This window comes from Serratia sp. PAMC26656 (assembly GCF_016469055.2).
In the GTDB taxonomy this organism is placed as follows: domain Bacteria; phylum Pseudomonadota; class Gammaproteobacteria; order Enterobacterales; family Enterobacteriaceae; genus Serratia; species Serratia plymuthica.
The window spans coordinates 39199-62069 of sequence record NZ_CP150485.1 but is presented as its reverse complement, the minus strand read 5'-3'; the positions used below and the strand labels follow the sequence as shown (position 1 = coordinate 62069).

Below are 22871 nucleotides of genomic sequence, written 5' to 3'. Positions count from 1 at the left end.
GGCCGTGAGGCCCTGGATCAATAACGCGGCCTTTCAAAGGACTGATATGGACAAAATTACCCCCCGGCTGGCGCGCGGTGCCAGCTACCTGCTGATTTACACCACGGCGATGACGCCGCTACACCCTGCCTTTGCCGCCGGTATCAACGCCGCCAACGGCAACACTCAGGTCCATATGAAGCCGGGTAATGTACCGGTGGTGAATATCGCCACGCCGAACGGTGCGGGCATTTCTCATAACACCTATAAGGATTTCAACGTCGGGGCTCCGGGTGCTGTGCTGAACAATGCGACACAGGGCGGAAAAACGCAGTTAGGTGTCGATATTATCAACGGCAACCCCAACCTCAAGGGTAAACCGGCCGATTTGATCATCAACGAAGTCACCGGCGGTAGCCGCTCCGAACTGCAGGGCAAGCTCGAGGTGTTCGGCAACAAGGCCAACGTGATGATCGCCAACCCCAATGGTATCAGCTGCGACGGTTGTGGTTTTATCAACGCTCCTGGCGTCACCCTGACTACCGGTAAACCGCAGTTCGACAAGCAGGGCGCGCTGGAAGCGCTGGAGGTGAAAAAGGGCGGCGTCACCATCGGCGGCAAAGGGCTGGACGGCAACAGCGCCGACTACGTCGATATCATCAGCCGCGCCACCGAGCTGAATGGCAAGATCAACGCCAACAATCTGTCTCTCACCCAAGGGGCTAACCGCGTCAGTTTCAAAGACGGCACCATCAAGCCTATCGCCGGCGAAGGCGCTAAACCTGTTCTCGCGGTGGACACCAAAGCATTGGGCGGTATGTACGCCAACAAAATCCGTCTGGTGGCAAACGAGGACGGGGTTGGGGTAAACCTAAATAATATCAATAGCACGCAACGCGATGTCACACTTACCGTTAATGGACGTATTGAACTGGGACAAGCGCATGCACAAACGGATTTGAACGTCAGTGCCAGAGAGGTTCATATTGCCTCCGGCGTTAAGGTCCGTGGCGAACGCGACGTGACGCTGGCTGCCGATACGCTTAACAACAACGGTAATGTGACTGCCCACCGGGATATGCGGGTGTTTGCAGACACAGTGCGTAATGTTGAACTGCGTGACGGAGACAACACGGCGTTGCACAGCAACAACAATTTATGGATCCAGAAAGATGCGCAGGGCAATAAATCCAAACAGATAGAAAACCGCTCCGCTCGAATTCAAACCAACAGCGGTGATTTGGTTATTCGTACCAACAAACTCGATAACGTGCGACAGACGTTTGAAACCAGCACGGAATACCAGCGTGATTATCAAACCCAGTTTCCTCATATGTATATTATGGGAGGGCTGGAGATTGATCCTTCCGATCCGCGTATCCAAACACAATATATCACCGTTGTCGACAAACCTAGTGGGTTGACCCAATGGTTGGGGGACGTTGATTTTGCAAAAACTCCCCATGTCAAATTGGCTCACAGTGAGTTAATACTGAAAAGCGCTAGCTCCCCGGGCATTATCGAGTCAGGAAGAAACGCTTATTTATATGGTGATATGCTTTATAACCACGCCAGCAAAATTTCAGCGTTAAAGGATCTGATACTGACGGGGCAAAACCTCCACAATACAGGCGCTATGTTTGGGGTGTTGGATACTTATCGGCAATACTCTTTGCCTAAGCTACCTGATGGGGAGAGCTTGAGTAATACGATAAAAGGTCCATACACAGGTGATTCCAAAAATACCGTCCAACAACACGTCAATTTAAATCAAGTTGACGAAAAAACCGCATGGAAGAATACATCAATTCTAATGGGAGAATTGACTGCCGGGGCTAATCTGGTGGCGGACTTCAAAAACCGGATAGACATCAATACGCCAACGCCGAATGAAAGTCAGCTCAATGACGTCAATGCGACCGGTCGCCCCGAAACCGTCAAAGGGCAGAATGTACTCCTGCATGCGGCCAACATCGTCAGCACCGACGCCATTAACGTCAGCGGCAATCTCACTGCCATCGCCGAAGACCGCATCGTGCTGGGGCAGGGCATTCTGTCCGCAGGTAAAGCGCTGGATTTGAGTGCCGGCAACGCCATTGATGCCTGGCAAAGCGAACTGAAAGGGCAGGACGTCACGCTGACCGCCCGCACCGGTGAAATCAAGATCCACACCAGTGAAAAGCCTAACTATTACCACCCGGACGGCGTTCGCTGGCTGGGCAGCCTGCAGGCCTCACGTGACCTGACGTTGACAGCAGGCAGTACCATTACCCTACTCAATACATTACTGGCGTCGCAAAGCCGCAACGTCAGCATGACGGCCCCTGGCAGCATCTCCATCATTAAGAATGACGCCATTTTGACGCGTAATCGTCCCGGCGAAGACCTGTCGGCGGACAAGCGACTGCAATACTTCAACGGCCTGCTTCAGGTCGGTGCGATGAAGGCCACCGGTTCGGTCTCGCTCAACAGTGGCGGCTATCTGGCGTTGCGCGGCACCAACATCCATGCCGGCAAGGACGTGACGCTGCTGGCCGGGCACAATGCCGACCTCAACTACCGTGCACTTGACGGCAATTATGGCCATCCCTTTGTATCCTCGCGCACCCCAGAACTGGGCAGCCGGATACACGCCGGTGGCGACCTGTTGATTAACTCGGCCCGTGACCTGGGCACCCAGGGTGGCACGCTCTCTGCCAACGGCAACATCACGTTGCTGGCCGGGCAAAACCTGTGGCTGTCCAACGTGTCTTATTCCGCCATCGATGCCGCCAACGACAACAACAAGGATGACCGTCATGCGGTAACGGCTATCAATGCTGGAAAAAACCTGACGGCAGCGGCCAACAATCAGTTACTGACGTACGGCGCCAAACTCACCTCCGGCGGCAATATGACCCTGACATCTGGTGCCGACATGCGCTTTGAGGCGGTGCAAAACCACACCTACCGCGAGGGCAACAAGGAATTTACCGAAACACGAACCCAGCAGGGTACTGAACTGAATGCCGGTGGCCTGATGACGGTGATTTCCGGTGGCAGCATTTTGTTCCAGGCGACCAAACTGGTGGTTAAGGGGTTGGGGGCCAACTGGAAGCCGCCGGTCGCGGTGACTGACTGGGGCCAGCGCATTGCGGTAGCTGAGCAGCAGATTCAGAATGCGCAGCAGCGCATTAATCAGGCACAGCAGGAAAAAACAAATGCTGAACACGTTGTGACGCAACGCCTTTCGTCCGTTCAGCAAGCAGAAGCCGCCGTCAGGGATGCTGAGGAAAGACGGGACGAGTTTATGAGTAATAATCCACCTCACGAATATGGCAGCGGCTGGTCAGCTGAAGTAGGGAGTTGGGATAAGTTTGTAGCGCAACGTGAAGCAGAACTTGGTGCTGCCAGAAATAGTCTGGCTGCTGCTCGAAATGACGTCGCACAGGCTGAGCAGCGAATTAATCAAGGCAACAACACAAAAAACGAGGCGCAATCACGCCTGACTATCGCTCGCAATGAGGCGCAAAGCAAGGGGGCTGATGAAACCAAACAAAAAGCCCAGGTCGACGCCCACAACCAGGCCGAAGCCATGCGAGCCGGCAATATGGATATCGCCGCCAAGGGCGGTTATCTCTATGCTCAGGCGATGGAAGAGTCCAGCCACTACGAGAAAACCGAGAAGAAACGCAAATGGTGGGGCAAGAAAACCGAAGTTAAGCAGACTCGCCATGATGTAACCAATAAGGTCACCGAGTTTACTGCCGCCGGCAACATCAACCTAATGAGCCGCGACGACAGCACCTATGAAGCCAGTAAAATCGCCGCTGGGCAGAATGCTCGATTAACCAGCACATATGGGCAGGTCAACTTCCGTGCCGTAAAAAATACCTCCTTCGAGCAAACGATCAGCAACTCGAAAGGTTTCTTCATCAAGCAATCCAATAAAGGTTATGAAGACAACAAGTGGGTGCTGCCGAGCATTCATACTGGCGGTGCGCTGACCGTCGATGCGGCAAAGGGTGTTAGCGCCGACGTGAAGGCGAAAAACGGCCAGGTGCTGCAAAGCGCGGTAGATGCGCTGGGTAATACGCCGGGCACCACCTGGGTAAAAGACCTCAACAAACGCAACGACGTGCAGTGGAACACCGTCAAGGACGCCTACGACAGTTGGGACTACAAGAGCCAACACCTGAACCCGGCGGTGGCGGCGGTGATTGCCATTGCGGCGGCGGCAGTGACAGCGGGCAGTTCGCTCACGGCGCTAGCTGCCAGTAATGTTGCCGGGGCCATTGGTGGCGGTGCAGTGACCAGTGGTGCGGTGACGGCCGGGATGTCGTCGCTTGCCTCTCAAGCGGCAGTGGCATTGGTGGAAAATCAGGGCAACCTATCGAAAACCCTGAAAGTGCTGGGCAGTAACGAAAGCGTCAAGGCGACCGCGACCGCCATGGCGATTGGCGGGGCGCTCAACGGCTTTGACAGTGCGATGGGTTGGAGCAAGGACGCGGCGGGCAAACCGCTCAACCCGAACAACGTCAAGTTGCCGCAGTTGAGCAATGGTGACTGGAGCAAGGTGGCTCAGCGGGTGGCGGGGCAGTCTGTTATCAGCTCCAGCCTGAACACCACCATCAATGGCGGCAGCTTCAGGGACAACCTGACCAATGCGCTGCTGGCTAATATCGGCAGCCAGGTTCAGGCCGAGGGCGCAAATCTGATAGGGGATAACGGCGATATCCTGAACGTACCAGGCCGCGCAGTGAGCCATGCAGTGCTGGCGGGCATCAGTGCGGAAATCGGCAAGGGCAATGCCAAAGGCGCGGCCGCCGGTGCGTTGGCGGCGGAACTGGCCGGCGTCGTGATGCAGAGCACGCTGTTCGAACCAGCCAATCTCAACGAGAAAGAACGTCAATTACTGCGTTTGCAGGAAGCATTAAACGGCAACGAAGCGAAAGAGCAGACGGCACGCGCCATCGGTGCACTGACCGGAGCATTGACCACCCATACGCCGGAAGGCGCTTACAGTGGCGCTGACAGTGCGCAGTCGGTCTATCGCTACAACATGACCGATCATATGTTCATGCAGTTTGCGGCCGAAAACCAGAAAGATATCCTGGCAGCCGACAAAGGGGACAAAGATGCCGCGAAACGTGTGGCAGCCCGTCGCGAAGGCGCCGCTGCAGTTGCCGTGATTGGCGGCGGTGGCATGGTGTTGACGGCCGGCGGCCTGACGTTGCTGGGCGCTGCACCTGAGCTGGTTGCGGCCGCCCGACTGGTTATCTCGGGGTGCAAGACTAACCCGGCACTCTGCCTTAATCAGGCCGGGATTTATGCCGCCGATATCGCGGCGCCGGATGCGGCCATTGGCACCGGGGCCATCGCCTCCGGCACCACGCTGGTTGTCGGCAAGACGCAGGATGCGGCGAAGAAACTGGCGCAGCAAACGGTGAAGACCGTTGATGAATCGCTGAAGAGCAAGGTATTCAACACCCAGCCGGTTGCGGATTTGGTTAAAATGCAAACCGCTGCTGACGCCAGATTGTCGGCGCAGGCGGCAGAAAAACTGCAGGCGCTGCAGAAAACCAGCACTGACCAACTGGTTAAGGTGTTTGATCCGAAACAGAGCGAAAGTAAGCTGAATGTGTTCGGTCAGCAGTTCGAGCAAGTGCTGGGCGAGGGGGGAAGTAACAAAACCGGTACAGCAAAAGTATTTGCGACGGAGAAGTTATCACGTCAGGAAATTATCGACTACGCCCAAACACTAGCAGGAACGGTTCCATTGGAAGAGAAGCGAACGCCATTAGGGACAATCTATGTTGCTAAGAAAGACGGAATGACCATCAACCTGAGAGATTTTTCGAGCAGTCAGGAAGATACGAAAGCACGCTGGACTATTGACGTCATTGGGGATAAATCGGTCACAGACGTAGTAGGAGAGAAAGTCAAACGTGTAGAAATTAAGTTTAGGTGAATATAATGAAAATTACAGCATCGCTCTACGATGAAAGAGCAAGGGCATTAGAAGGTATGTCTATAGGAGCCCTTTGGGAAGTCAGTTGCCCAGATGAAGACATCTGGAATGACGGCTTCCCTTTTGAAGAGAAGAAAGAGTATTTCTTTGCGTTTCTCCAGCGCTTACTCGAAGACGGGAAGATCAAACTGGCCAGCCGAGGCAAATTCTTGGAAGGAAGTATCGCTGAGCAGATTGCACTGTATCGCGAAAAATTCCCTAAAAATCAAGAGGGAATGGATGCCGATGCCTTTGACGGATTCTGGTTTCTGACAGAGGAATGCCCCGGCGGTATTGTCTGGATCCATGACAGCGGCTATGAAGATTGGACCTGACCCGCACATAGAAACGGCTCTTCGGAGCCGTTTTTTTTAATGATTTTTCTTCCTGCCTCAACTGAAAATACACACAAAAATAAAACTTCCCATTAAAAGCAAATAATATCAATGAATTGCCTGTAAGGTGACACATAGAACATAACCTAACAGATGCACCCGGCCGATCAGGTGACTGCGTTCCGCGATTTGTCGGCGGGCGGGCAGATACCGGCATCTGTTGGGGTTCAGCACGCGGCATGTTCAACGTTGTCTGCGTCTTGCGACGATGGCGCCGGAGCTGCTTGATGCACTGGCCGAAGACAAAATCACTCTCGACCAGTTGCAGGCGCTGTCGGCAACCGAAGACCATCAACGTCAATGTGACGTGTGGGCCAACGCGCACGGCTGGGCTGCCGCGCCGCAGCATCTGCGCGAGGCCGTGCTGAAAGACGAAGTCTCGGCCAAGGACAACAGCCAGCTGGCGTTCGTCGGACGCGAAGTCTACGAGTCGGCTGGCGGCACTTTCAAATTCGATCTGTTTACCGACGAGGGTTTTTTGACCGAACCGGCGCTGCTGGAGCGTCTTGCCCGCGAAAAGCTGCACGCGCTGGCGCAGCAAGTTGCCGAGGACGAGGGCTGGAGCTGGGCGGAAGGGCGTATTTCGGCCATTAAAACGTGGGGCGAGGATGCGGAGCTGTACCGCGAGATGGCCGAACCGCAGCCGGAATTCTCCGATGACGAACAGGCCAAGATCACTTGGCTGAAAGCGCGGTTCGCCGAACTGGAGGCGGTATTTGAGGCGGCGGATGACGATACTGACACGATGGTTGCCGAAATCGACGCTGTTCGGTTGTGTACTCAAAAGATGAAAAGCCAAAAGTCGATTATGAAATCATCCAGTATTGGGTGAAAGCGCAGCGATGCACTCGCGAGTGGTTCGGTGTCATTGGAGAAAGAGCGTTTGAGCATGCGCGGTATCGACTGGATCTGACTCTTAGAGTCGAGAACTCTTACAGGTAGCTGCTTTTTAGTGAGATACCGTCGAGTTTATCGGGGTAAAGACCTGTTAACAGGTCTTGTGATAAGGTATAATAAGACCTGTTAAGTGGTCTTATTTATGGAGGCAACATGCCAAATATCATTCTTAGCGATACCAGCGCGAGTATCAGTGAACTGAAGAAAAATCCGATGGAGACTGTCGGTGCGGGTGACGGCTATCCTGTGGCTATTTTGAACAGGAACCAGCCAGCTTTTTATTGCGTGCCTGCCGCATTGTATGAGCAAATGCTGGATGCCTTGGACGATCAGGAGCTGGTCAAACTTGTTACCGAACGTCGCAAAGAGGCACTGATTGACGTCGATTTGGACAATTTTGCATGACATATACGGTCAAGTTTCGCGAATCGGCGGCCAAGGAATGGGGTAAGCTGGATAAGGCGCTACAACAGCAGTTTGCCAAGAAATTGAAAAAGTGTTGCGAAAATCCGCACGTACCGTCGTCCAAGCTTCGCGGGATGCCGGGGTGCTACAAAATTAAGCTGCGTGCATCAGGTTTCCGATTGGTCTATGAAGTCATTGACGACACCCTCGTGATCGCTGTTGTTGCCGTGGGTAAAAGAGATCGGGGTGATGTCTATCAACTGGCCAGTGAGCGTTTGAAATAACCCTAACCCAGGAGCAGCTGGCGACCCTGTAGTGTCAACATCATCGAAAGACGGCGCCTGCGGCGCCGTTTGTCGTTGGGTTGCCGTGCAGCTGTTGCATATGACAACCTGGTCTGTGTCATTCCATTGGCCAGCTTTCTTTGCTCGCGATGCCATGTGCTTCCTGGAAATGGAGGAGGGCGCTCCGCCCTGCTGCCGGTGACGGTGGCTCCGGTTAGTACCGCGCGGTAAAAGACGAAAAGAACGAAAGGCCGGAGCCTGCGGCACCGGCCATTCTTTCTCTTCTAGCACTCTGTCAAAAAAACAAAGTGTCGGTTTTCCTTCCTGTCCCTTGCTGCCTGCTGGATTTCCTGCGGGGAACGTCGCTCAGGTACATAGTGTGGGCGTGCCCTTTCGGGCCCGGCTGTCGTGCTGCGCAGGGAGCCGGCAAGCCGTCTCCCCCCTCGTCTCCCCCCTTCGGGCTTCCATCCGTCACGCATCAGATCCGCTTGCAGCCGGCGAAGCCGGCGCCGCTTTTCACTGCTCGCCAGCAGGCCAGCGAGCGCTAAGGACGCCCCGGCTGTTCGCCGTGTCGGCCATGTTCCTCCTCGTTGCAGTTCCGGTGAGCCATCGGACGGCCGTTCACCGGCGGAGGGCTGTTCGTAGCACCGCCGAGTCGCCCCACAAGGGGTGAAATGCACTTCGCTGAAAACTTTTTCCAGGGAAAAAACTTTTCGCTTCGCCCCTTGCTGGTCTCCTTACGCCGTTGCTACTTCGCCCTTTGCCGCCAGGGAACTCACCGAACGATGGAATAACCACCAGAAAGGAGCAAAAGCAGGATGAACACGCAAAACGTCAACACCGCCACCAAAGAGCCTTCCAAACGATGGGGGAAAAAGCCCGGACGTTAAAGTTTCAGCAGTCTATCAACTACTCATACCGTTAATTGAACGTTGACCATTAAAAACCTATGACCGGCATTACTCAAAAAGAAAGGAGAATATTATGCGTTTAGCTTCCCGTTTTGGCCGTTATAACTCTATCCGTAAAGACCGCCCGCTAACCAACGATGAATTAATGCACGTCGTGCCGAGCGTATTTTCTGAAGATAAACACGATTCGCGCAGTGATCGCTATACCTATATTCCCACAATCGCGTTACTGGATAAATTACGTGAGGAAGGTTTTCAGCCATTTTATGCCTGTCAAACCCGCGTTCGGGATGAAAGCAAACGCGGCCATACCAAACACATGTTGCGGTTGCGTCGGGAAAATATGATTGTCTCCGGTGATAAAGAGGTGCCGGAAATCGTATTATTGAACAGCCACGACGGGAGCAGTAGTTACCAAATGATCCCCGGCATGTTCCGCTATGTTTGTGCCAACGGCATGGTATTCGGCCAATCGTTCGGTGATGTTCGTGTACCACATAAAGGGGACGTAATAGGGCAGGTTATTGAAGGGGCTTATGAAGTGCTCGGTATATTTGACCGTGTTGATAACGATCTCGATACCATGAAGTGTATTTCACTCACCGAGGGCGATCAGGAGTTGTTTGCGCGCGCGGCATTGAGTTACCGTTACGAGTACGAAGATAAATCACCGATCACCCCATCACAAGTTTTACGGCCGCGCCGGAGGGAAGATTACGGCACCGATTTATGGACGACATTCCAGCGTGTTCAGGAAAATATGATTAAAGGCGGATTGCCGGGTAAAAGTTCCACCGGAAAAAATATCCGGACACGTGCGGTCAATAGCATCGATGGGGATATCAAACTGAATCGTGCGCTATGGTTGATTGCAGATGAATTCAAAAATCGCATGAAATAACAGGTTGCCCCGGTAATGACGCCCATCAATACCGGGGGCTTCTACTGCTACAGAACTAACCATTAGTATTATGGAATAAGAGACTGCAAAATGCAAACAGATACAGTATTGGTATGCAGCACGGCACATTTTACAGCGGAAGATAACCAGCTGTTATCGACAATGGCAACGCAGGATACTTTTGGTTCCTGGGTGGTCAACATAAATTACGGTTATATTATTGTGCTGACTTACTATCGACGCCGGTTATTGGAGTTAAAGTCGCAAGGGGCTTCAAAGGCACTTAGGTGTTTTTTAATTAATCAGTTGAAATTTCGCAATGTGAGCTATATACATTTTGATTGCGATGCACAGATTTTACCTGATTGCGAAATTTTTGAATGGTAGCACGCTGATAGTTACCTTCCCCTTCGAGGGGATGGTAGCTATTTTCCCCGCCCGCCCAGCGGGAAATAAATTTCCCACTTCCACTGCCCCAAGGGGGCTCCCTGGTTAGCACCAAAATCATGTCTGATTTTGGCAGTGTCCGGGCTTGCAAATAGGCTTACCCACATCTAAACAATCGATGTAATTTCACCTTGCTCCGGTGAAATTACCGCTCCCGCTCATTTCCCGTTGTGGTGATGGGAAGCTTCGCTGGCTCTCTCTCATGTGCATATGTGGATAAACTACGGGTTATGACCGAGGAGGGGTTGTTGCTTGCTGGCTTTTATCGCCCGGTAGGTCTTCTCGATTTTAGTTGCATACTTGTAACGTCGTTGCGCTTGTTTGGGGGAGTCTTTAAATCCTGCATTATATGCCCCCACTGCCTGCCAGGTCGCTCCCCACTTCTTAAATGCAATCGCGAGATAATAAGCACCGGTGTAGATGTTCATACACGGATCTTGCTTGAGGTGACGTTCTGAAACCCCTATCAGCGAGAGCGAATTAAAATGCTGAGAATCAATTTGCATTAACCCTACACCGTATCCAGTGGTTGGGTTTGGACCGATAGCAACGGGATTAAAACGAGACTCGTTCCATGATATAGCCCGTAAAAGGTCCGGGTCGATGTGATAATCTTTGCCAGCCATGTCAAAACAATCAGCGAGTGTGGCCGATGAACTAAATAACATGAGTGCTGCGATGATCTTCTTCATGGTTTCCTTAAAATCCCTAGTCTTGGTGAAAATCTAGCCTTTTCGGGATCTCGAGTCAACATATTTGCGCCCCTTAACCAAACAGCTTCACACCCCACGCAAAAATTAATTTTGCAGATAAATCTTTTTAAATCATTCTATTATTTAATATCCTCATATGCGTTGTTTTGAGGGTGTTTAAAATATACGAGTCGTTAAAGACCCTAATAAGGGTCGTCTATAGAGTTTACATACAACCCTATTTAGAGTTATTGTTATATTTCATATGGATGAATAAACTCACCTCTAGATGCGGGTTGTGGATTTTTGCTTTCAAATCCATCCCTAAACTCGCAATTAAAGTCGCTTATGGTTTGCGTATGACTATTCAATATATGTACAGTTTATCTGTAAATTAATAATACCATGGAGTGAAATTTATATGGCCAGAATTCAAGCATATGTCAGCAAGGACGCGGTTCAAAAGATTCGTTCGATTGTTGAACAGCGCCGCCAGGAAGGGGCTGCAGAAACTGAGGTAAGCACTTCTAGTGTTATTTCTATGCTTCTGGAGCTTGGTCTCAGAGTCTATGAGGCACAGATGGAAAGAAAAGATGACCCTTTTAATCAGACTGAGTTTAACAAAATTCTTTTGGAAAATGTACTGAAAACTCAACTTGCAATGGCAAAGGTTCTTGGTGCGAGCACATTAGCTCCACATGTTGCAGATAAACCAAAACTTAATAACTACCAGCAAATCGTTTCTGAAATAAAAGAATCTGTTAATGATGAGTTGGAGCGATTTTTCATGGGTGTTGATTCAGATAATAAAAGTGAGTGAATTATTGTTAATAGTTAAAAAATTACCTCGTGAAAATTTATCAGGTGAGGTGGTTATGTTTAATTGTCCTACACAATTATTATTGCGTAGGACAATTTTGTTAGCGAAAAAGTTTTTTCTCATGTGCATGATATATGTATTTTCTCGCCAGCCAAACTGTAAGCAAAGTAAGTGGTGCACAAATAACTAAACTATATAAAACCTTGAATTCGTAATTATTTAATATGTAGATTAATTTATCGTGCCAATTTAACTTACCATGAAAAAATGCCAAAATCCACACTATAGAATAAACAAGTTGTCCTATTATGGTTGATATGAAAAATCTAAACATTAAATAACCACCTCTTAAATGCGCCTTGAGGTTGCTATAAATAAAATTGTTAAAATTGTCTGCCAAAAGAACGCATGCTGCATTTATTAATAACAAATATGGGAGTTCACTATATACTGCAATAAAATTTGCATGGCTTGTATATTCTACGCCACTTAATCTTAAGCTAATCGATATAAAAATCGCACTAATAGCTAATGACAATGACGCTGTCGAAACTGCTAACTTTCCTTTTTTTCTTCCGAATATCTCATTGATAGAGTCAAGAAAAACAAAGGTAATGGGAAAGACCAATATTCCACCTGGTTGGATGTATGATAAAATTGTAACCTTTGTTTGAGATAAAGGTATTGCTACGAACAAGCAGGTTATGAAAAGTGCTAACAGTATGTTTAATACAGCTTCACCCTTGGTAAGAAAAACAGGAGCGTCTGAAACACCATATGATGCTAATATTTTACTCTTATCATCTTCATTAAAGAAATCCACTAAGTTTTTATGTAGTATTGTATCTACTTTATCAGAAAAAATGGCACCTCCGTCTCTTATTTTATAAGAGATTTTATTATTCGCTATGTCAACTAAAATAAACCTCACATCCATATATCTTCCTCGTCTATTGATGTTAATTGAACTATTTTCCCTAGTACTTTGAAGTTGAAGTTATCTACAATCTTATTAGTATTATGCACCCACTTGACGCTTACAACATGATCAAAACGTGTGGAAATTAAAGCGTTGTCATTGTATACGATCAAAAATAAACCCGAGCCATTCCCATTTATATCAACAACAACATTTAATTCTGTGTTAAATAATTCGGACTCTCTAATTCTGTAAGCTTTAAGATTGTTTTTTTTGTTTTCTATTAAGCATGGAATGCTATATAACTCAGATTCTTCTTCTGGATTGAAAACTTCATAAACAGGCATAAGAGGGTATGAGATGATTTCATTTATATCATCGACTTCGACCTCTCCTTTTCCGGTTAAAAGCCATTTTTCTTTAATTCTTAGTGCAGTACATATGGCTGATAGATTTTTTTTAGGTTGAGAAATATATCCTGAAAGTAGCTTTGATACGTAGCCATTGCTTACCCCGACAGCGCGAGCCAACTCAGCCGGAGTCATCCCCCTTGCAACAAGCGCCTCACTCAGTCTGTCCTGTATGGAATTGGCCATTGTGATTCCCAGAGTCTAATCAAAAGGAAATCATACACATACAAAAAGAACTAAAAATAACTTAACATTGTAATTTTTGGTGCTAAAATCCACAAAAGTAACCAAAAGGAAACTTTTGTTAACTAAGTTTTTTTCATTCAAATCATTCCACTAAGGTATTTAACATATGGATTTATATGAAAAAATTAACAATGAGTGTTCTGACAGAGTGATTACGCTCTCACTTCAGCTTGGAGAAGATGTTAATGAACTGCTTACCCAAGCAGTAAAACGCTCTGGAAGAACTAAGCGCCAAGAAGTACTTCTGCGTCTGACAGACCACTTAATGCAAGTGCAGGACATAGCTGCTGCTGGCAAAACCTTTAAATTTTAACCGGTTAAACCACTATGTAAGGAGGTTCATCTTATAAAAATACGATATCAATTTAATTAGCAATTTAAAGTATTGATTCAACTAAACTTATTTATGTGACGAGGATAATAATGAATGCTTCATTAAGCGCTCCGGGGCCTTCTGTTGCCCAACGTCAGGGATTTTCACTTCGTCAGCTGTTTTCTCGGCAGCGCGTCGTGAATTTCCTCAAGGTGATCCTGCCGTTTGCCGTACTGGCTTCGTTCTTCCCGGATGTGGCACTCGCTGCCGGTGCCGGTGCGGGTAAAGACATGCTGAAAGCCGGCGATGCCGATGTGAAGGCAACGGCAGGCTCCGGTTCCACCTTGGTCAAATGGATTATCCTGGGTGAAGTGCTGGTTGGTGGCGTGATGTATTTGGCCACCAAAAACCTCAAATACCTCGGCGGCTTCATCGTGCTCTCTATTTTGTTCACGGTGGGTATGAAAGTCGCCGGGTATTAATCGGGGGCGGTATGTCGGGAAATGATCTGAATAAATACCGTTTCCCGAAAACACTGAGAACACAAAGCCGCTGGTTTGGCTTTTGTCTTGATGAATTAATCCCCGTGGCTATTACTGGCGGCTGGTTTATCTGGCAGCAGAAATATATCACGGGGATTATTTTGGGGGCACTGGTGTTCTGGGCCATTCACAAAGCCAAAAAAGGGAAGGGCAGTAACTGGTTGCGTGATCTTGCGTATTGGTATTTACCGACCTCTCTCGGAAAAGGTGTTTACAAGGTGGTCCCTGAATCCTGTTTTCGGAAATGGATAAAATAGGCTGACGATAATGGAGCACTCAGCACGACTCAACTCTAATCGTATTATTGCCATTGGTTTTATTGTCATGGCGCTGTTGATTGCTGCGCTGACGGTGACCGTCATTATCATGGCTATCAACAACTATCGCCTGCAGAACGAGAAACAGGTGGTGGCAGTCCCCATGTTGTTTAAGGCGCCGTTCGGCGTCTCGCAAAATAGCGCTGATGCATCGTATCTCGAGCAAATGGCGCTCTCCTTTGTCGCGTTACGTCTCAATGTGACCCCTGAGACTGTCAACGCCTCACATTCCACCCTGCTCATGATGGTCAAGCCGGCGGCGCAAAACGCCCTCAAGATTGTCCTGGCCGAGGAGGCCAACCGTATCCGGGCCAGCAACGTTAATGCGGCCTTCTTCCAGACCAGCGTGAAAGTTTATCCCGCCCAGGGGCGTGTTGATATTCGCGGTGAGCTGCGTACCTGGATCGGTGATAGCGCCCCGGAAAAAAACCTCAAGCACTACTCCTTATATATCGATCGCAGTGAGGGTGTGACCTGGCTGGCCAAGTTCGTCGAGGTAAACGATGAAAGTCACTAAACGACGCTATGCGCTGATGGTTGTCGGTCTGATGGTCTGCGCCGGCGCTCAGGCCGGCACGGTTGATGCGCCGGTCACTATCCCACTGCAAAACGGCAGTCAGGCGCATGTTTCACTCAGTAACAGCGAACCCAACCTGTTCAACGTCCCCGGCGATCGCGTGACGTTCGTCAGCGGCGTGGATGAAAGCCTGGTGAATTATGAGCCAACGGCCAACGGGGGGTTGGTGCTGAGCACGCTCAATAAAAAGCCGTTCAGTTTTGTGATCGAAACCGAGCGGGGCATGAACTATTCCATTCGCGCCGTGCCACGTGCCGGTGTCGGCCGCACGTTCTCACTGGTTGGTGAGAGCCAGGGCGTTTCTGTTGCCGCCAAAGGTTGGGAGGAGGGGCAACCCTACGAGTCCATGCTGGTCTCGCTCAACAAGTCATTGATGGAGGGCCGGTTGCCGGCCGGTTATGGGCAGAGGCCGGTCACGCGTGAAGCGCTGGCAGCGCCTTACGGTTTACGGGCGCAGGCGCAGCAGGTCTGGACTGGGCATCACCTGAAGGTGGTCCGTTTTGAGGTTACCAACCCCGGCAGCGCCAGTCAGTGGGTCAACGAGCACGATTTCTGGCAACGGGGTGTGCGGGCAGTGATGTTCGATTCGCCTACCCGGCAGATTATCGGCGGCGGTCGCATGAGCGCCTGGATCACCTTATCCGAGGGAGGCCGCTGATGGCGAACATCAATGTGCTGGTCAAGCGCAAGCAATACCTCTGGCTGGGTGCGGTCGCACTGGCAGTCGCCACGGCCATCGGCGGCGGTTTTTACTTCTCGCAGGATGGGGAGCTGGAGACACAGCAACTTGCCGAACCGGCCCCTGACCTGACCGGGGTGGTCGACAATACCTTTGATGATCGCGTGCAACAGCATGCCATCACTCAGACTCAGGCCGCGCAGGCCGAAATCAACAAGCAGTTTACTGCCCTGCGTCAGGAGATCGACCTACTGAACAAATCGCGCCTGGAAGATCAGAAACGCATGCAGCAGTTGGAAGATGAAAACAAGAACCTGAAACAGTTTGGCGGAGCGGGGAGTCAAGCAACACCAGGGAACCCGACTCTCGGTTCCGCCGCCTCTTTACCGCCGTTGGTTAACGGCGTGACGCCCGAGGGTGAGCCCATGCCGACCCAGTTCCCGCCGGCACCGGGAGGCGCTGTTCCGCCGCCGACGGCCTTCTATCCGGGCAAAGGCGTCACACCGCCACCAAGCGTTGATTACAAGCCTATCCCGGTGCCCGGCCGTCTCTATCGCAAGTCACTGGTACCGCAGCCGACCGGCCCCAGGAAAAAGAAGTACCCCTACATCCCGACTGGCAGCTTCGCCAAATCCATCCTGATTGAGGGGGCGGATGCTAACGCCTCGGTGACCGGGAACACGGCCACGGTGCCGATGCAGGTGCGGTTGACCGGCCGGATCGAGATGCCGAACGGTAAGACCTACGACGCGACCGGCTGTTTTATCAGTATGGAGGCCTACGGGGATGTTTCCAGCGAGCGCGCCATCGTGCGTACCCGCAAAATCAGCTGCATCAAGGGTGACGACATTATTGATCAGGACATCGACGGTCACGTCAGCTTTATGGGCAAGAACGGCGTCAAGGGCGAGGTGGTGATGCGCAATGGCAAGATCCTCGGCTTTGCCTGGGGCGCCGGGTTCCTCGACGGGTTAGGCGAAGGTGCAGGCAGGGCGGCACAGCCGACCGTTGGCCTGGGGGCAACGGCCAGCATGGGCGTCGGCGATATTGCCAAATCGGCCATCGGTGGGGGGGCCAGTAAAGCCGCCTCAACGCTCAGCGATTACTACATCAAGCGTGCCGAACAGTATCACCCGGTTATTCCGATCGGTGCCGGCAATGAAGTCACTGTGGTGTTCCAGGAAGGGTTCCAGATGAAAACTATCGAGGAAGTAGCGGCGGAGAAAGAGAGCCGTCAGCAGGGGCAGACCGAAGGGACCGATCAGCCCAAATCCGGACAGAATCTGAACGGATTCAACACCGACCAGATGCTGAACCACCTCGGCAAGCTTGACCCGGCTCAGTTCGGCATCGGTTCAGGGAGTGGTCAGTGATGGACATAAAAGAGCAGAAGTCCACGTTGGGGGCGTTATTGCATTTGTCCGAAAGCACTCGCGGAGTGCGGGGGACGTTTGGACGCAGCCAAAGGAAACCCATGCCGAAATTGCAAAAACGCTGCAGGAGAATAACCGCAATGTGGTGGTGTTCCGCAAACTTGCACCAGACCAACAGGAAAACAAGGAAACAGTCCGAGTGGCAGGGCATTTCTATTGCACCGACACCACCTTTTGATGATGAGGCCAAATCATGACTGAACGAAAAATGGCGGGGCTATATGTCTTCTTATTGCTGGCTTGGTGGGGCAGTTGGCTGGCGCTCGATGCGTGGCGCATTGAGCATCTGCTGACCGATGCCGACAAGTGGGCCGGTTTTCGGCGAGACATTCTCTGGTGTGCAGCGTCGGCGGTGCTCTCCGTGATTTTTTTCATGATAACCGCCGAGAAAAGACTCGCTGTTTACGTACTGCTGGGATGCCTGGCTCTGACAGTGAGCATCTCGAGCGCGTTCGTCTTTGGCGATGCTTTTATTCACTGGAAGTTTGATATGTTGCTGTTATCAATGACGATTTCGTGGGTTGGGATAGTAACGGTGGGGATGTTGCCGTTAACGGCTTTTCTCATGGCAAGGTCTTAAGGAGGCTTAATGAATTCGCACATCATGAAATCACTGCTTTTAATCCCCGTTATGGGGGGCGTGCTGCTGATGACCGGTTGTGCCGGCGTCAGCAGCGAGTTCGGCTGTAACGCCACCTCCTCCGACAGCTGCATGACCATGGAGCAGGCCAACGAGAAAGCCAAGTCACTGGAGGAGGGCAGCGAAGCAAAGCCGGCTGCGGCCGCATTGCCTCGCCTGGCTGACGGCGACTTTGCGGCAGTGGGGCGAGATACCGGCCCGGTGCCGGTTGCGGTCGGCAGTTCATCCCGCTTGCTGCCCCGTCAGGGGGCTGCATCCCTGGAACCATCGGCGCCGACGTCCCCGGCGATTGCTGCGCCGGCCCCCATCGTGACGACCGTCAGTACCTGCACGTCGCCGCGCTGTGCCGGTGTCGGTAGCACCCGACCGGCACGCCAGGCCGAGCAGACCGCGCAGTTGTGGATCGCACCCTGGATTGACAATCAGGACGTGTATCACCAGCCGGGCAAGGTGCTGTTCGTGGTTAAACCTGCCGTCTGGGGCAAGCCCCAGTCCGTGTACTGACGGGGAGACGTAGATGAATTTGCTCGACAAAGTCACTCATACTGCCAACAGCTTGCTGTCGGCATTGAAAATGCCGGATGAAGCCTCCGCTGCCAACAAGGTATTGGGTGACATGAACTTTCCCCAGCTGAGCAGCGTGCTGCCCTATCGCGACTACGACGAAGAGAGCGGGCTGTTCATCAATGCCGGCTCCATCGGATTTGTGCTGGAAGCGCTGCCGCTGGCCGGTGCCAACGAGCAGGTGGTCTTGACGCTTGAGAGCCTGCTGCGCACCAAGTTGCCGCGAGGGATCGCGCTGTCCGTTCACCTGATGGCCAGCAAACGCGTCGGGGATTTGGTCGAGTCCGGCCTGCGTGACTTCTCCTGGTCGGGCAAGGATGCGAACAAATTCAACGCCATTACGCGTGCCTACTACCTGATGGCGGCGGCAGACCGCTTTTCCCTGCCGCCGGGCGTCGATATGCCGCTGACGCTGCGTAACTACCGGGTATTTATCTCCTACTGCGTCAAGAGCAAGCGCCACAACAAGGCGCTCATCACCGAACTGGAGAACTTGGTCAAGGTGCTGCGCGCGTCGCTGATGGGGGCAAAAATTCCCACCCAGTCGCTGAACGCCGCGGACTTTATCAACGTCGTGGGTGAAATCATTAACCACGATCCGAACCAGCTGTACAACAAGCCGCGCAAACTCGACCCGCTGAAAGACCTGAATTTCCAGTGCATCGACAACGGGTTTGGCATGGACGTTTACCCCGACTGCGTCAAAATCAATCTGCGCGATGCCGGCAGCAAGAGCGACAGCGTGGCGCGGGTGATGAATTTCCAGCTCGAGCAGAACCCGGAGATGGCCTTTTTGTGGAACACCGCCGACAACTACGGCAACCTGTTGTACCCAGAATTGTCGATTGCCACGCCGTTCATTATTACGCTGACGCTGGTCGTTGAAGAGCAGACCAAGACCTCTTTCGAAGCGAACCGCAAGTACATCGATCTGGAGAAAAAATCCCGCACCTCCTACGCCAAATTCTTCCCCGGCACGCTGGAGGAGATGAAGGAGTGGGGCGATCTGCGCCAGAGTTTGGCGTCCAACCAGACGGCGATCGTTTCCTTCTTCTATAACGTGACGGTGTTTTGCGAAGACAACGACAGCGTGGCGCTGCGTTGCGAACAGGACGTTATCAACAGCTACCGCAAGAACGGTTTTGATTTGATATCGCCGCGCTTCAAGCAGCACTGGAATTTCCTGGCCTGCCTGCCGTTTATGGCCGAGCACGGCATCTTCCAGGATTTGGCGATGCACGGCGCGGTACACCGCGCCAAGACCCTGAACGTGGTCAACCTGATGCCGATCGTCGCCGACAACCGCCTGGCACCGTCTGGTTTGCTGGCGCCCACCTACCGCAATCAGCTGGCGTTCATCGACATCTACTCCGAGGTGATGCGCAACACCAACTACAACATGGCGGTATGTGGGACCTCCGGTGCCGGTAAAACCGGCCTGATCCAGCCGATGCTGCGCAGCGTGCTGGATACCGGTGGCGCCGCCTGGGTGTTCGATATGGGCGATGGCTACAAGAGCCTGTGCGAAAACATGGGCGGGGTTTACATCGACGCTCAGACGTTGAAATTCAACCCGTTCGCCAATGTGAAAGACATCAACCTGTCGGCGACGCAGATCGCCAACCTGATTTCGGTAATGGCCAGCCCCGACGGCAACCTGGACGAAGTTCATGAAAGCCTGCTGGAGATGGCGGTCAAGGCGGCCTGGCTGAGCAAGCAAAAGAATGCCCGCATCGATGATGTGCGTGATTTTCTGCGCGAGGCGATGGATGAGGAGGTTTACCGTGAGTCACCGACCATCCGCAACCGCCTGCATGAAATGACCATCCTGCTGGATAAATACTGCTCCGACGGCACCTATGGTGAGTTCTTCAACTCTGACGAACCGTCACTTCGCGATGACGTCAACATGGTGGTGCTGGAGATGGGCGGCCTGAAAAACCGCCCTGATCTGCTGGTTGCCGTGATGTTCTCGCTGATGATCTACATCGAGGGGCGGATGTACCAGACATCGCGTCAGAGCAAAAAGCTGTGCGTTATCGACGAAGGCTGGAAGCTGCTCAACTTCAAGAACGCCAAGGCGGGCGAGTTTATCGAAGAGGGCTACCGTACCGCGCGCCGTCACCGCGGGGCGTACATCACCATTACCCAGAACATCAAAGACTTTGACTCGGATTCCGCCAGCTCGGCCGCGAAAGCCGCCTGGGGCAACTCCTCCTACAAGATCATCCTGATGCAGGACGCCTCCGAGTTCAAAACCTATCTGCAGAAAAACCCGGACAATTTCACCCAGCTGCAGCAGGACATGATCGGGAAGTTCGAATCGGCCAAAGACCAATGGTTCAGCTCCTTCATGCTGATGGTCTCCGGCAAGGTCAGCTGGCACCGCCTGTTTGTCGATCCGCTGAGCCGCGCCATGTACTCCTCCCAGGGCCAGGACTTCGAGTTCATGCAGGCCCGGCGTGAACAGGGGGTATCGGTACACGACGCCGTGTATGAGCTGGCGCACCGCAACTTTGGCGAGGAGATGATGCGCATCGAGCGCTGGGTGGAAGAGAACTACACGGGGAGGGCGGCCGCATGACACTGCCTGCCATTATCACGACGGTAAACAGCCCGGTACAGAAACGCGCCATTGTGCTGTGGGGGGCGGTCTGCGTGCTGATTGCCGTTCTGTTCAGCGTGGGGGCCACGTTGTGGCTGCTGCAGCGTCAGCCGGCGATCGTCACTTTCGACATGAAACAGACCATGGAAGCTTTCTACGAGAGCGCCGCCAAACAATCCTTGCCGCCGGAGCGCAGCAAGCTGCTGGCCGAACGTTTTACCGGCGCGCTGCAAACCAGCATCACGCAATACCAGCAGCGCAACAACGTGATCATTTTGGTTTCGCCGGCGGTGGTGGGAGGGGCCAGGGATGTGACGCGCGAGTTGCAGCGGGATATTGCCGCCCGGATGCAACGGGGCAATACCGTCAGCGTTGATAAGGAGTCGCAACCATGAATCGAAATATCGGAATTTTATTGGCCACTCTGTTTGTGAGTATCGCTATGTTCGGCAGGTTGGTGAAGCACTCTCAGGAAAATCAGGCTGAATCTGTGGCGGTTTCTCAGACTCAGCAAAAGGATAGCAGCCCCACCGTCCCTGCGACATTTTCCCCGGCGCAGCAGGAGGCCATCGGCCCGCTTGCCCGCGATTACCTGCTGGCGCACCCGGAAATCCTGCTTCAAATGAGCGAGAAGCTGGAAGCGCAACAGCAAAGTGCGGCCAATCGCACCGCGCAAACCGCGGTGACAACGCAGCCGGCGTTACAGGCAGCCTTATTGCATGATCCGGCGACGCCGGTTGTGCACCCTGACGGTGCCGTGACCGTGGTGCAGTTTTTCGACTATCAGTGCATCTGGTGCGCGCGTATGGCGCCGGTGGTGGCCGACTTTGTGCGGGACAATCCCGATGTGCGCTTTGTGTTCAAGGAGTTCCCCATTTTCGGCAGCCGCTGGCCGATGTCGGTGCAGGCGGCACGTACCGGCCTGACGCTGTGGCAACTCAAGGGCGGTGAGGCCTATCTGGCCTACCACAATGCGGTCTTTTCCTCCGGTGAGAACGAAGGGCGGTTGTCGCAACCGACGGTCAATGCGGCACTCCAGACCGCCGGTGCAGCGCCGATGACCGTGCTGCCCGAGACGGAGAAAACGCTGTTGGCCACACGCGAGCTGGCCCAGCAGCTGAACATCAGCGGCACCCCCGCCTTTATCGTCATGCCGACTCGAGGAGCGCGGGCGGATCAAGTGACGCCGCTGTACGGCGCCGTGGATGTGAAGGCGCTGCAGGCCGCGGTCGCACAGGCAAAAGCAGGAGGCCACTGATGCGAGTTGTCTGCTTGGTGTTCTCCTTATCACTGCTGCCTTGCATGACGTTGGCCAAAGACTTCGGCACCTGGGGCGACCTGTACCCGGTGGCCGAGCCTGACATGCTGCAGACCATTCACGAACGTCTGACCGAATTGCAGCGCAGCGGCCGTTGGGAAAAGGAAATGACGGCGTTTAAGGAGCGCACTGTGAAACACAGCCAGCGCCCTGAGCCGGTCGCCGGCATCGGCAAGACCGAGCGCTATGCCGAACGCTTCTTCGACCCAAGCGTGCAGCTTTCTTCTGACCTGAAAGACGACAAGGGGCGCGTGTTTGCCCGCAAAGGCGACGTTATCAATCCGCTGGCCACCGTGCCGTTCGCGCAGACGCTGTATTTCATCGATGGCGACGATCCGCAGCAGGTTGCCTGGATGAAGGCGCAGCAGCCGGAAACCCTGATGGTGAAGATCATTCTGGTCAACGGCGACATTCCCAAGACCTCTGCCGCGCTGGACAGCCGTATCTACTTCGATCAGGGCGGGGCGTTGTCGCGCCGGTTCGGGTTGACGACTGTGCCGGCGCGTATCACGGCGGCGCCGAGCGGCTCGCGCCTGCGTATCGAATCCATTCCTGTCGCCGGCAGCGCAAACTGAATCAGGGGGGCAA

At 52.8% G+C, this 22871-nt stretch carries 23 protein-coding genes; 20 read left to right on the top strand and 3 right to left on the bottom strand.

Annotation, left to right across the window (positions count from 1 at the left end; all coding sequences use genetic code 11):
- Nucleotides 1-46 precede the first annotated feature (46 nt).
- The 7 genes from JEM67_RS00315 to JEM67_RS00285 all read left to right on the top strand — a co-directional run bounded on the left by JEM67_RS00315 (nt 47) and on the right by JEM67_RS00285 (nt 10148).
- Complete coding sequence (locus JEM67_RS00315; protein WP_426406329.1) at nt 47-5929, top strand: DUF637 domain-containing protein; 5883 nt, start codon at nt 47-49, stop codon at nt 5927-5929.
- A gap of 5 nt (nt 5930-5934) precedes the next feature.
- Entirely contained in the window at nt 5935-6303 is a 369-nt protein-coding gene (locus JEM67_RS00310) for a DUF596 domain-containing protein (RefSeq protein WP_233527578.1), read from the top strand.
- Between the two features lie 268 nt (nt 6304-6571).
- Nucleotides 6572-7195: a hypothetical protein gene (locus JEM67_RS00305; RefSeq protein WP_233527577.1), complete on the top strand. Its 624-nt coding sequence runs from the start codon at nt 6572-6574 to the stop codon at nt 7193-7195.
- A gap of 218 nt (nt 7196-7413) precedes the next feature.
- Nucleotides 7414-7665, top strand: coding sequence for a type II toxin-antitoxin system Phd/YefM family antitoxin (locus JEM67_RS00300; protein WP_199635057.1), 252 nt, complete (start codon nt 7414-7416; stop codon nt 7663-7665).
- Entirely contained in the window at nt 7662-7949 is a 288-nt protein-coding gene (locus JEM67_RS00295; protein WP_199635056.1) for a type II toxin-antitoxin system RelE family toxin, read from the top strand. The genes JEM67_RS00300 and JEM67_RS00295 overlap by 4 nt, the downstream gene beginning before the upstream one ends.
- Nucleotides 7950-8933: 984 nt before the next feature.
- Nucleotides 8934-9761, top strand: coding sequence for a DUF932 domain-containing protein (locus JEM67_RS00290; protein WP_199635055.1), 828 nt, complete (start codon nt 8934-8936; stop codon nt 9759-9761).
- A 90-nt stretch (nt 9762-9851) separates the two neighbouring features.
- Nucleotides 9852-10148, top strand: a complete 297-nt coding sequence (locus JEM67_RS00285) for a DUF5983 family protein (RefSeq protein ID WP_370576131.1) — start codon at nt 9852-9854, stop codon at nt 10146-10148.
- A 281-nt stretch (nt 10149-10429) separates the two neighbouring features.
- Here JEM67_RS00285 and JEM67_RS00280 read toward each other — a convergent pair whose 3' ends face one another.
- On the bottom strand, nt 10430-10900 hold the full coding sequence (locus tag JEM67_RS00280; protein ID WP_199635054.1) for a transglycosylase SLT domain-containing protein: 471 nt from the start codon (nt 10898-10900) through the stop codon (nt 10430-10432).
- A gap of 421 nt (nt 10901-11321) precedes the next feature.
- Here JEM67_RS00280 and traM point away from each other — a divergent pair, with 421 nt between their 5' ends.
- On the top strand, nt 11322-11720 hold the full coding sequence (traM, locus tag JEM67_RS00275; protein ID WP_199635053.1) for a conjugal transfer relaxosome DNA-binding protein TraM: 399 nt from the start codon (nt 11322-11324) through the stop codon (nt 11718-11720).
- 100 nt (nt 11721-11820) lie between these two features.
- On the opposite strand, the gene JEM67_RS00270 is transcribed toward traM, so the two are convergent.
- Entirely contained in the window at nt 11821-12657 is an 837-nt protein-coding gene (locus JEM67_RS00270) for a VUT family protein (protein WP_199635052.1), read from the bottom strand.
- Complete coding sequence (locus JEM67_RS00265; RefSeq protein ID WP_199635051.1) at nt 12648-13235, bottom strand: helix-turn-helix domain-containing protein; 588 nt, start codon at nt 13233-13235, stop codon at nt 12648-12650. Before JEM67_RS00265 ends, JEM67_RS00270 begins: the two co-directional genes overlap by 10 nt.
- 166 nt (nt 13236-13401) lie before the next feature.
- On the opposite strand from JEM67_RS00265, the gene JEM67_RS00260 reads away from it, so the two are divergent.
- The 12 genes from JEM67_RS00260 (at nt 13402) to traW (ending at nt 22858) form a co-directional block, all read left to right on the top strand.
- The gene (locus JEM67_RS00260; protein WP_199635050.1) at nt 13402-13608 is read left to right on the top strand and encodes a TraY domain-containing protein; all 207 of its coding nucleotides are present in this window, start codon (nt 13402-13404) and stop codon (nt 13606-13608) included.
- Between the two features lie 110 nt (nt 13609-13718).
- Nucleotides 13719-14090 (top strand): type IV conjugative transfer system pilin TraA, encoded by a 372-nt coding sequence (gene traA, locus JEM67_RS00255; protein WP_199635049.1) that lies wholly within the window; start codon nt 13719-13721, stop codon nt 14088-14090.
- Between the two features lie 11 nt (nt 14091-14101).
- A complete protein-coding gene (traL, locus tag JEM67_RS00250; protein ID WP_199635048.1) occupies nt 14102-14407 on the top strand; it encodes a type IV conjugative transfer system protein TraL in 306 nt (101 codons plus the stop codon).
- Between the two features lie 10 nt (nt 14408-14417).
- Nucleotides 14418-14984: a type IV conjugative transfer system protein TraE gene (gene traE / locus JEM67_RS00245; RefSeq protein ID WP_199635047.1), complete on the top strand. Its 567-nt coding sequence runs from the start codon at nt 14418-14420 to the stop codon at nt 14982-14984.
- Nucleotides 14971-15702 carry a type-F conjugative transfer system secretin TraK gene (gene traK, locus JEM67_RS00240; RefSeq protein ID WP_199635046.1) on the top strand — a complete coding sequence of 244 codons (732 nt, stop codon included), beginning with the start codon at nt 14971-14973 and terminating at the stop codon, nt 15700-15702. The genes traE and traK overlap by 14 nt, the downstream gene beginning before the upstream one ends.
- Complete coding sequence (traB, locus tag JEM67_RS00235; RefSeq protein ID WP_199635045.1) at nt 15702-17096, top strand: F-type conjugal transfer pilus assembly protein TraB; 1395 nt, start codon at nt 15702-15704, stop codon at nt 17094-17096. The genes traK and traB overlap by 1 nt, the downstream gene beginning before the upstream one ends.
- Before the next feature lie 253 nt (nt 17097-17349).
- Nucleotides 17350-17736 (top strand): hypothetical protein, encoded by a 387-nt coding sequence (locus tag JEM67_RS00230; RefSeq protein ID WP_199635044.1) that lies wholly within the window; start codon nt 17350-17352, stop codon nt 17734-17736.
- Nucleotides 17737-17745: 9 nt separating this feature from the next.
- Nucleotides 17746-18300, top strand: coding sequence for a type IV conjugative transfer system lipoprotein TraV (gene traV / locus JEM67_RS00225; protein ID WP_370576130.1), 555 nt, complete (start codon nt 17746-17748; stop codon nt 18298-18300).
- A gap of 13 nt (nt 18301-18313) precedes the next feature.
- Nucleotides 18314-20944, top strand: a complete 2631-nt coding sequence (gene traC, locus JEM67_RS00220) for a type IV secretion system protein TraC (protein ID WP_199635043.1) — start codon at nt 18314-18316, stop codon at nt 20942-20944.
- On the top strand, nt 20941-21360 hold the full coding sequence (trbI, locus tag JEM67_RS00215; protein ID WP_199635042.1) for a type-F conjugative transfer system protein TrbI: 420 nt from the start codon (nt 20941-20943) through the stop codon (nt 21358-21360). Before traC ends, trbI begins: the two co-directional genes overlap by 4 nt.
- On the top strand, nt 21357-22223 hold the full coding sequence (locus JEM67_RS00210; protein ID WP_199635041.1) for a DsbA family protein: 867 nt from the start codon (nt 21357-21359) through the stop codon (nt 22221-22223). Before trbI ends, JEM67_RS00210 begins: the two co-directional genes overlap by 4 nt.
- Nucleotides 22223-22858 (top strand): type-F conjugative transfer system protein TraW, encoded by a 636-nt coding sequence (gene traW, locus JEM67_RS00205; RefSeq protein ID WP_233527576.1) that lies wholly within the window; start codon nt 22223-22225, stop codon nt 22856-22858. The genes JEM67_RS00210 and traW overlap by 1 nt, the downstream gene beginning before the upstream one ends.
- Nucleotides 22859-22871 lie beyond the last annotated feature (13 nt).

Coding starts and splice junctions, on each gene's coding strand:
- traW (WP_233527576.1), top strand. CDS start 22,223: ATGCGAGTTGTCTGCTTGGTGTTCTCCTTATCACTGCTGCCTTGCATG.
- JEM67_RS00260 (WP_199635050.1), top strand. CDS start 13,402: ATGGATTTATATGAAAAAATTAACAATGAGTGTTCTGACAGAGTGATT.
- traK (WP_199635046.1), top strand. CDS start 14,971: ATGAAAGTCACTAAACGACGCTATGCGCTGATGGTTGTCGGTCTGATG.
- traM (WP_199635053.1), top strand. CDS start 11,322: ATGGCCAGAATTCAAGCATATGTCAGCAAGGACGCGGTTCAAAAGATT.
- JEM67_RS00295 (WP_199635056.1), top strand. CDS start 7,662: ATGACATATACGGTCAAGTTTCGCGAATCGGCGGCCAAGGAATGGGGT.
- traB (WP_199635045.1), top strand. CDS start 15,702: ATGGCGAACATCAATGTGCTGGTCAAGCGCAAGCAATACCTCTGGCTG.
- traA (WP_199635049.1), top strand. CDS start 13,719: ATGAATGCTTCATTAAGCGCTCCGGGGCCTTCTGTTGCCCAACGTCAG.
- JEM67_RS00310 (WP_233527578.1), top strand. CDS start 5,935: ATGAAAATTACAGCATCGCTCTACGATGAAAGAGCAAGGGCATTAGAA.
- JEM67_RS00290 (WP_199635055.1), top strand. CDS start 8,934: ATGCGTTTAGCTTCCCGTTTTGGCCGTTATAACTCTATCCGTAAAGAC.
- JEM67_RS00270 (WP_199635052.1), bottom strand. CDS start 12,657: ATGGATGTGAGGTTTATTTTAGTTGACATAGCGAATAATAAAATCTCT.
- JEM67_RS00285 (WP_370576131.1), top strand. CDS start 9,852: ATGCAAACAGATACAGTATTGGTATGCAGCACGGCACATTTTACAGCG.
- JEM67_RS00305 (WP_233527577.1), top strand. CDS start 6,572: ATGGCGCCGGAGCTGCTTGATGCACTGGCCGAAGACAAAATCACTCTC.
- trbI (WP_199635042.1), top strand. CDS start 20,941: ATGACACTGCCTGCCATTATCACGACGGTAAACAGCCCGGTACAGAAA.
- traE (WP_199635047.1), top strand. CDS start 14,418: ATGGAGCACTCAGCACGACTCAACTCTAATCGTATTATTGCCATTGGT.
- traL (WP_199635048.1), top strand. CDS start 14,102: ATGTCGGGAAATGATCTGAATAAATACCGTTTCCCGAAAACACTGAGA.
- traV (WP_370576130.1), top strand. CDS start 17,746: ATGAATTCGCACATCATGAAATCACTGCTTTTAATCCCCGTTATGGGG.
- JEM67_RS00300 (WP_199635057.1), top strand. CDS start 7,414: ATGCCAAATATCATTCTTAGCGATACCAGCGCGAGTATCAGTGAACTG.
- traC (WP_199635043.1), top strand. CDS start 18,314: ATGAATTTGCTCGACAAAGTCACTCATACTGCCAACAGCTTGCTGTCG.
- JEM67_RS00280 (WP_199635054.1), bottom strand. CDS start 10,900: ATGAAGAAGATCATCGCAGCACTCATGTTATTTAGTTCATCGGCCACA.
- JEM67_RS00210 (WP_199635041.1), top strand. CDS start 21,357: ATGAATCGAAATATCGGAATTTTATTGGCCACTCTGTTTGTGAGTATC.
- JEM67_RS00230 (WP_199635044.1), top strand. CDS start 17,350: ATGACTGAACGAAAAATGGCGGGGCTATATGTCTTCTTATTGCTGGCT.
- JEM67_RS00315 (WP_426406329.1), top strand. CDS start 47: ATGGACAAAATTACCCCCCGGCTGGCGCGCGGTGCCAGCTACCTGCTG.
- JEM67_RS00265 (WP_199635051.1), bottom strand. CDS start 13,235: ATGGCCAATTCCATACAGGACAGACTGAGTGAGGCGCTTGTTGCAAGG.